The following is a 6,811-nucleotide window of genomic DNA, read 5'->3' as shown; positions in this document are numbered from 1 at the left end:
GGCTTCGGCTGAGCCATCCCACGCTCCTCCACAAGCAAACGTGATCAACTCCAGCCACCACCTTGCCACAACAAGATCATTCTGCAAGGACCCCTTAGGCAAAATTGGGGACCTACGGAGTGGTTGGGTCAGCCGTGGAGGTCGCGGTAGGCGCGTTCGGCGCCCGGGTGCAGGGGGACCGCGCCCGTGCCGATCAGGTTCCGGACGTCCAGGAACTGGGTTCCCACCGTCTCCTGCGGGACCAGGAACGGTGCGCGGAGCACCAGGATCCGGACCACCGCTTCGGCCAGGTCGGCGGGGAGTTCCGGGGTGCAGGCCAGGATGTTGGGCACGCCGACCGTGGGGATTCCGCCGGTGTTCCGGTAGGCGCGGGGTGGCACCAGGACCGGGTCGCACAGCGGGCCGCAGCCGGCCGCCGCCGTGTCCAGCGGCAGCAGGCGGATGCCGACCCGATCGTCGAGCGTCTTGAGCACCGGCGTCGGCAGACCGCCGGACCAGAGCAGTGCGTCGATCGTCCTGCGCTCCAACGCCGCGATCGCATCTTCGAGCGGCAGCGCTTCGCGGTGCACCCCGTGGTGCGCCGCGAAGAGGTGGGCTCCGAGCATCGCCGTCCCGGACTTCGGGGCACCGATCGAAACCCTGCGTCCGGCCAGCTCATCGAGGCTGTGCACGGGGCTGTCGGCCAGCACGACCAGCTGTGTGTAGTTCTCGTACACCCGACCCAAGGCGCGCAGGGGAATCCGCGGGCCGAGATCACCGTTCTGCGCCGCCGCGGCGGTGTGGGCGAGCACCATTCCGAGGTCGGCCTGCCCGTCGCGCAGCATCTCGACGTTCGCGACGCTGCCCTGGCTGCTCGACACCGTTATCCGCAGACCCGGAATGGTCGCCGATACCTGGGCGGCCAGCTGCCCGGCGAAGGCGGTGTAGAAGCCGCCCGGCTCGCCGGCGGCGATGCGGAGGGTGCGCGCGGGTGTCCGCCCAGTGCAGGCGCTGACCAGCCCGGCGCCGGCGAGGGCGAGCAGAGTTCTGCGGCGCATCACGCTTCCTCCCGAGATGGCAGTTCCAGCCGAACCGACAGGCCGTGCGGCTGGGCGGCTTCGATGCGCAGCGAGCCACCGCGAGCGGTCACCAGGCGGTCGGCGATCGCCAGCCCGAGCCCGGAGCCGCGGCCTCCGCGGTGTCGCCCGGCGCGCCAGAAGCGTTGCGCGGCAAGCGATATCTCGTCGCCGGACAGGCCCGGTCCGGTGTCGCTGACGGTGAGCACGCAGCTGCCGGGCCCGGCCTCGCAGGTCACCGCCACGGTTGCCCCGTTCCCGGCGTACTTGATGGCGTTGTCCAGCAGGATGTCCAGAACCTGGGCGAGGTCTTCGGCGGGGAGAACCGCCTCGGCGGGGTCGAGCCGGGGTTCCGCGAACCGGATTCCGGCCGCCTCGGCTGCGGAGCGCCACGCCTCCATCCGGTCGGCCACCACGACATCCACCTCACAGGGCTCCACTGTGGATTCCTCGGGTTCGCGATCGGCGGTGGCCAGATTCAGGAGCCGGTCCAGCAACGACTCCAACCGGTCCACCTCGTCCAGCGTCGACCGGTAGTTCTGCGCTCCTTCCGGCGTGATCCGCCGCTCCAGCGCGTCGACCCGCAGGCGCAGCGCGGCCATCGGGTTGCGCAGCTGATGCGACGCGTCCGCGACGAGGCGCCGTTGCTGCTCCTCGGCGTCCGCGACGGCCTCCGACATGCGGTTGAAGGACACCGCCAGCTCCCGCAGCTCCGGCGGCCCGGCGTCCTCCGGCACCCGCGACCGGCGCGAGCCGGCGCCTATTGCCCGCACCCCGGCCCGCAACTCCGCCAACGGCCGCAGGATCCACCGGGCCAGCACCAACGCGAGCAGCCCGCACACCACCAAGGCGCTCAGCGCGCCCGCCACGATCAGCGCCCACCGCGTGGCGATGTCCTCCGTCGCGTGCTGCACCGAGGCGCGCAGCACGACCGCACCGGTCACCCGCGTGCCGTCACCGACCGGCCGGTACCGGATCAGCTCGCCCTCGGACCACGGCTGCAGCAACGGCACCGGCCCGGCCAGCTCGTTGCGCAGCGCCTTGTCGATCGACTCGGCCACGTCGGTGGCGTGCATGCCGCCGGTTTCCACGACCGGCGCCCGATTCGCGTCGACCACCACGAGCGGTTCGCCGTAGAGCTCGGTGTAGCGGCCGACCTCGGCGAGCAGCTGGTTGGTGTCGCCGGTGCTGAACGCGTGATCGGCGAGCGCGGCGAACCGGTCGAGGTCGGCGGTGCGGGCGAGCACCAGCTGCTGCGTCCGCTCCGCGGCGGTGGCGCGCAGTAGCGGAGCGGCGAACCCGGCCACCGCGAGGACCGAGAAGGTGAGCAGCACCAGCAGCAAGCGTCGGCGCATCAGCGGTCACCGAAGTCGCGAGGCCGCGAGCACGGCGGCGAATCCGCTGGGCGGCGGTGCGGGGAGGAACGTCGTTTTCGCGCGAAACCGGCGCCCCGCGTGGCTGGGCGGCGCCGTTTTCGCGCGAAAACGCCGCCGCGAGGCCGCGATCCGCACCGGCGCGCAGGACGCGTGCTCACCTGATCACTCCCCGAACCGGTAGCCGAAGCCGCGGATCGTCACCAGCAGCTCCGGGCGGCCCAGCTTGGCGCGCAGCTGCGCGATGTGCACGTCCAGGGACCGCGAGACGGCCAGGTAGGCGTCGCCCCAGACCTCGTCCATCAGGCGCTGCCTGTTCACCGCGCTGCCCGCCTCGCCGGCCAGCACCGCGAGCACGTCGAACTCCTTCGGCGTCAGCTCCACGTCGCGGTCGCGGACCCGCACCCGGCGGGTCCGCAGGTCCACCAGCACGTCGCCGACCCGGACCTCGTCGGCGGCCGCAGCCGCCGGGCGACCGCGCCGGGCCACCGCCTCGATGCGGGCCAGCAGCTCCGCCATCCGCACCGGCTTGACCAGGTAGTCGTCCGCGCCGGAACGCAGGCCGCGGACCACCATCCGCTCCTCGCCGCGGGCGGTCAGCACCACCACCGGGATCGGCCCGACCCGGCGCAGCTTCCGCAGCACGTCGAGGCCGTCGGCGTCCGGCAGCCCCAGGTCGAGCAGCACCAGGTCGTGATCCCGGTGCCGGGTCAGCGCGTCCGCGCCGCGCGAGACCCGGGTGGGCTGGTGGCCGTGCGCGGCGAGGACGTCGACGAGCGCATCCGCCACGCCGTCGTCGTCCTCGACGAGAAGCACGCGCACCAGCCACCTCCGAAAGCTCCGCCCCGAGTATGGCGACGCGCCGGGTCAGCCCTCCAGACGGGAGTCCTTCGACGTCTCGCGCATCCGCAGGTACACGACCAGCGAGATCAGCACGCAGCCCGAGACGTACCAGAAGAACACCTGCTCCATGCCCGCCTTCTTCAGCCACAGCGCCACGTACTCCGAGGTGCCGCCGAAGATCGCCACTGTCAGCGCGTAGGGCAGGCCGACGCCGAGCGCGCGGATGTTGGTCGGGAACAGCTCCGCCTTCACGATCGCGTTGATCGAGGTGTAGCCGGTGACGATCACCAGGCCGCCCATCATCAGCGCGAACGCCGTGACCGGGTCCTGCGTCGAGCCGAGCAGCGTCATGATCGGCACGGTCAGCACGGTGCCGCAGACGCCGAAGGCCAGCAGCAGCCAGCGGCGGCCGATGCGGTCCGAAAGCGCGCCCGCCAACGGCTGCAGGAACAGGAACACCAGCAGCGCCAGGAAGTTGATCCAGGCGACGGTGCCCTTCTCGATGCCCGAGGTCGCCACCATGTACTTCTGCAGGTAGGTCGTGTACGTGTAGAACGCCACGGTGCCGCCGAGGGTCAGGCCGACGACGAGCAGGCACTCCTTGGGGTGCTGCAGCAGCGCCTTGACGGTGCCGCGCGACTGGCCACCCTCCGAGGTCTTCTTGTAGCTCTCGGTCTCGTCCATGCCGCGGCGCAGCCACATCACGATCACCGCGCCGATCGCGCCGATCGCGAACGGGATCCGCCAGCCCCACGAATCCATCTGCTCATTGGTGAGCACCAGGAGCAGCAGGATCTGCACGCCCAGCGCGGTGAGCTGCCCGGCGACGAGCGTCACGTATTGGAAGCTGGAGTAGAAGCCGCGCTTGCTCGCGGTGGCGACCTCCGACAGGTAGGTCGCCGACGTCGCGTACTCGCCGCCGACCGAGAGGCCCTGCACCAGCCGCGCGAAGACGAGCAGCAGCGGCGCGGCGATGCCGATCGTGTTGTAGCCCGGCGTCAGCGCGATCACCAGCGAGCCGCAGGCCATCAGCGTCACCGAGAGCGTCAGCGCGGCCCGGCGGCCGAAGCGGTCCGCGTAGCGGCCGAGCAGCCAGCCGCCGAGCGGGCGCATCAGGAAGCCGATGGCGAACACGCCCGCGGTGTTGAGCAGCTGGGCGGTCAGGTCGCCCGCGGGGAAGAACGCCGCCGCGAAGTACACGCTGAACGCGGTGTAGGCGTACCAGTCGTACCACTCGATCAAGTTGCCGATCGAGCCGCGAATGACGTTGGCGACCACCCGGCGCTCGCCACCGGAGCGAGCCGCAGCGTCGCGGCCGTGCACCTCAGTTGACATCCGTCCTCCTCCTAGTGAACGGACTCACAGTGCGGAGGCAGGGGATCGACAACAAGAACGGCGGCGCTTCCTTTACGTCTGGTTAACGTGATGCCAACGTGGGTGATCACGGTGTGCGGTTGGTGGCTCGTGAGTGCTTCGGGTCGCTATAGCAGCCCAAAACACTCACGACCCCGGACGGAAGGAGCCCATCGGATGCCCAGGGCAGGGGCGCTCGACGCGATCGTCGACGTCGGCGGAGTGCGGGTCGGGCACGAGCAGCGGCTCGACGAGCACTGGGCCTCCGGCACCAGCGTGGTCCTGGTGCCGGAGGGCGCGACGGCGGCGGTGGACGTGCGCGGCGGCGGCCCCGGAACGCGCGAGACGGATGTGCTCGAACCGAGCCATCTGGTGCAGCAGGTGCACGGCGTGGTCCTCACCGGCGGCAGCGCCTACGGCCTGGCGGCGGCCGACGGGGTGATGCGGTGGCTCGGCGAGCGCGGGCACGGCGTGCGGGTCGGCGCCGATCCGTCGCACGTGGTTCCGGTGGTGCCGGGCGCGGTGATCTTCGACGTGCCGATGAGCGACTGGGGCAACCGGCCCGACGCCGGGTTCGGCCACCGGGCCTGCGAGAACGCGAGCCGCACCGAGGCCCGGCAGGGCAACGTCGGCGCGGGCACCGGCGCGGTCGTGGGCACGGTGAAGGGCGGCATCGGCACGGCCAGTGCCGTGCTGGACGACGGCACCACCGTCGGCGCGCTCGTGGCCGTCAACGCGGCCGGCTCGGCGATCGACCCGGACGCCGGCCTGCCGTGGATCCCGGCGCCCGGCCTGCGCCCGCCCGATCCCGCCGAGGTCGAAGCGGGCCGGCGGCTGTTCGGGAAGCGCCCCGGGCGGCACGGCCCGGTCGAGCGGCCGCTGAACACCACGATCGGCGTGGTCGCCACCGACCTGAAGCTTTCGAAGGCCGAGTGCCGGCGGCTGGCGGTCGCCGCGCAGGACGGGCTGGCCCGCACCGTCCGGCCTGCGCACCTCCTGGTCGACGGCGACACGATGTTCGCGCTGGCCACTGGCACCGGAGCCGCCCTGCCCGCGCCGGGCGAGCCGGACTGGGCGGCGCGGCTGGACGCGGTGTGCGCGGTCGCGGCCGACGTCGTCGCGCGGGCGATCGTGCGCGGCGTGCTGGCCGCCGAACCGGTGGACGAGGTGACTTCCTACACGCGCCTCTACCCCTCGGCGCGGGAATGAATCATCGTGTACCTGCGTTTTCGCCCGACGAAGCCGCACCGGTAGCGGGATCTTCCACATCGTGGGAGGCCGGTGCCTCACCTATTAGGATGGTTGCTGTGCTGGTGATCCGACGCGACCTGGTCGATGCGATGGTCGCGCATGCCCGACGGGACCACCCGGACGAGGCGTGCGGCGTGATTACCGGCCCGGAAGGGTCGGACCGCCCGACACGCCTGATCGAGATGATCAACGCCGAGCGTTCGCCCACCTTCTACCGGTTCGACTCCGCCGAACAGCTGAAGGTGTGGCGCGAGATGGACGCGCGGGACGAGGAGCCGGTGGTCATCTACCACTCGCACACCTCGACCGAGGCGTACCCATCGCGCACGGACGTCTCCTACGCCTCGGAGCCCAACGCGCACTACGTGCTCGTGTCCACCCGGGACCCGAAGACCCATGAGCTGCGTTCCTACCGGATCCTCGACGGCTCTGTGACCGAGGAGCCGGTGGAGGTCGTGGAGTCGTACATGTTCGCCCACACCGGTGCCGACGAGGTCCCAGACCTCGACTGAGCCGCGGCTCGCCCACCAGTGTTCGCGTCCCGATCCCAACGAAGTCCTTCGTGGACAGGAGGTTCCCCAATGGCAGTCAAGGTTTCGATCCCCACCATCCTGCGCACCCACACCGGCGGCGAGAAGTCCGTCGAGGCCAAGGGCGGCACCGTCGCCGAGGTGATCAACGACCTCGACAGCAACTTCAACGGCCTGAAGGACCGCCTGGTCAAGGAAGGCAATCTGCACCGCTTCGTCAACGTCTACGTCAACGACGAGGACGTCCGCTTCGCGGGTGGCCTGGAGGCCAAGGTCGCCGACGGCGACAGCGTCACCATCCTCCCGGCCGTCGCCGGCGGCATGCGCTGACGGAATTCTGCGGGACCCGCGTCGCACGGCGCGGGTAGCGGAACCTCAGAGGCCTTCTCCCGGCCCCGGCATGGGG

General features: G+C 71.2%; 7 protein-coding genes. 3 read left to right on the top strand and 4 right to left on the bottom strand.

The window, feature by feature from the left end; translation table 11 throughout:
- Window positions 1–128: 128 nt before the first annotated feature.
- The 4 genes from AC07EQ_RS36040 to AC07EQ_RS36025 all read right to left on the bottom strand — a co-directional run bounded on the left by AC07EQ_RS36040 (window position 129) and on the right by AC07EQ_RS36025 (window position 4,606).
- On the bottom strand, window positions 129–1,037 hold the full coding sequence (locus tag AC07EQ_RS36040; RefSeq protein ID WP_478392283.1) for a TAXI family TRAP transporter solute-binding subunit: 909 nt from the start codon (window positions 1,035–1,037) through the stop codon (window positions 129–131).
- Window positions 1,037–2,410, bottom strand: coding sequence for a sensor histidine kinase (locus tag AC07EQ_RS36035; protein ID WP_478392282.1), 1,374 nt, complete (start codon window positions 2,408–2,410; stop codon window positions 1,037–1,039). Before AC07EQ_RS36035 ends, AC07EQ_RS36040 begins: the two co-directional genes overlap by 1 nt.
- A gap of 183 nt (window positions 2,411–2,593) precedes the next feature.
- Window positions 2,594–3,250, bottom strand: a complete 657-nt coding sequence (locus tag AC07EQ_RS36030; protein ID WP_478392281.1) for a response regulator transcription factor — start codon at window positions 3,248–3,250, stop codon at window positions 2,594–2,596.
- A gap of 45 nt (window positions 3,251–3,295) precedes the next feature.
- Window positions 3,296–4,606: an MFS transporter gene (locus tag AC07EQ_RS36025; protein ID WP_478392280.1), complete on the bottom strand. Its 1,311-nt coding sequence runs from the start codon at window positions 4,604–4,606 to the stop codon at window positions 3,296–3,298.
- A 195-nt stretch (window positions 4,607–4,801) separates the two neighbouring features.
- Between AC07EQ_RS36025 and AC07EQ_RS36020 the strand changes: the two genes are divergently transcribed.
- The 3 genes from AC07EQ_RS36020 to AC07EQ_RS36010 all read left to right on the top strand — a co-directional run bounded on the left by AC07EQ_RS36020 (window position 4,802) and on the right by AC07EQ_RS36010 (window position 6,735).
- On the top strand, window positions 4,802–5,833 hold the full coding sequence (locus AC07EQ_RS36020; protein WP_478392279.1) for a P1 family peptidase: 1,032 nt from the start codon (window positions 4,802–4,804) through the stop codon (window positions 5,831–5,833).
- 98 nt (window positions 5,834–5,931) lie between these two features.
- Window positions 5,932–6,387, top strand: coding sequence for a M67 family metallopeptidase (locus AC07EQ_RS36015; protein ID WP_478392278.1), 456 nt, complete (start codon window positions 5,932–5,934; stop codon window positions 6,385–6,387).
- 69 nt (window positions 6,388–6,456) lie between these two features.
- A complete protein-coding gene (locus AC07EQ_RS36010) occupies window positions 6,457–6,735 on the top strand; it encodes a MoaD/ThiS family protein (RefSeq protein ID WP_478392277.1) in 279 nt (92 codons plus the stop codon).
- The last annotated feature ends 76 nt before the right edge of the window (window positions 6,736–6,811 follow it).

It is taken from the genome of Saccharopolyspora sp. NPDC045839 (genome assembly GCF_056431645.1).
This window is presented reverse-complemented; position numbering and strand designations above follow the sequence as displayed.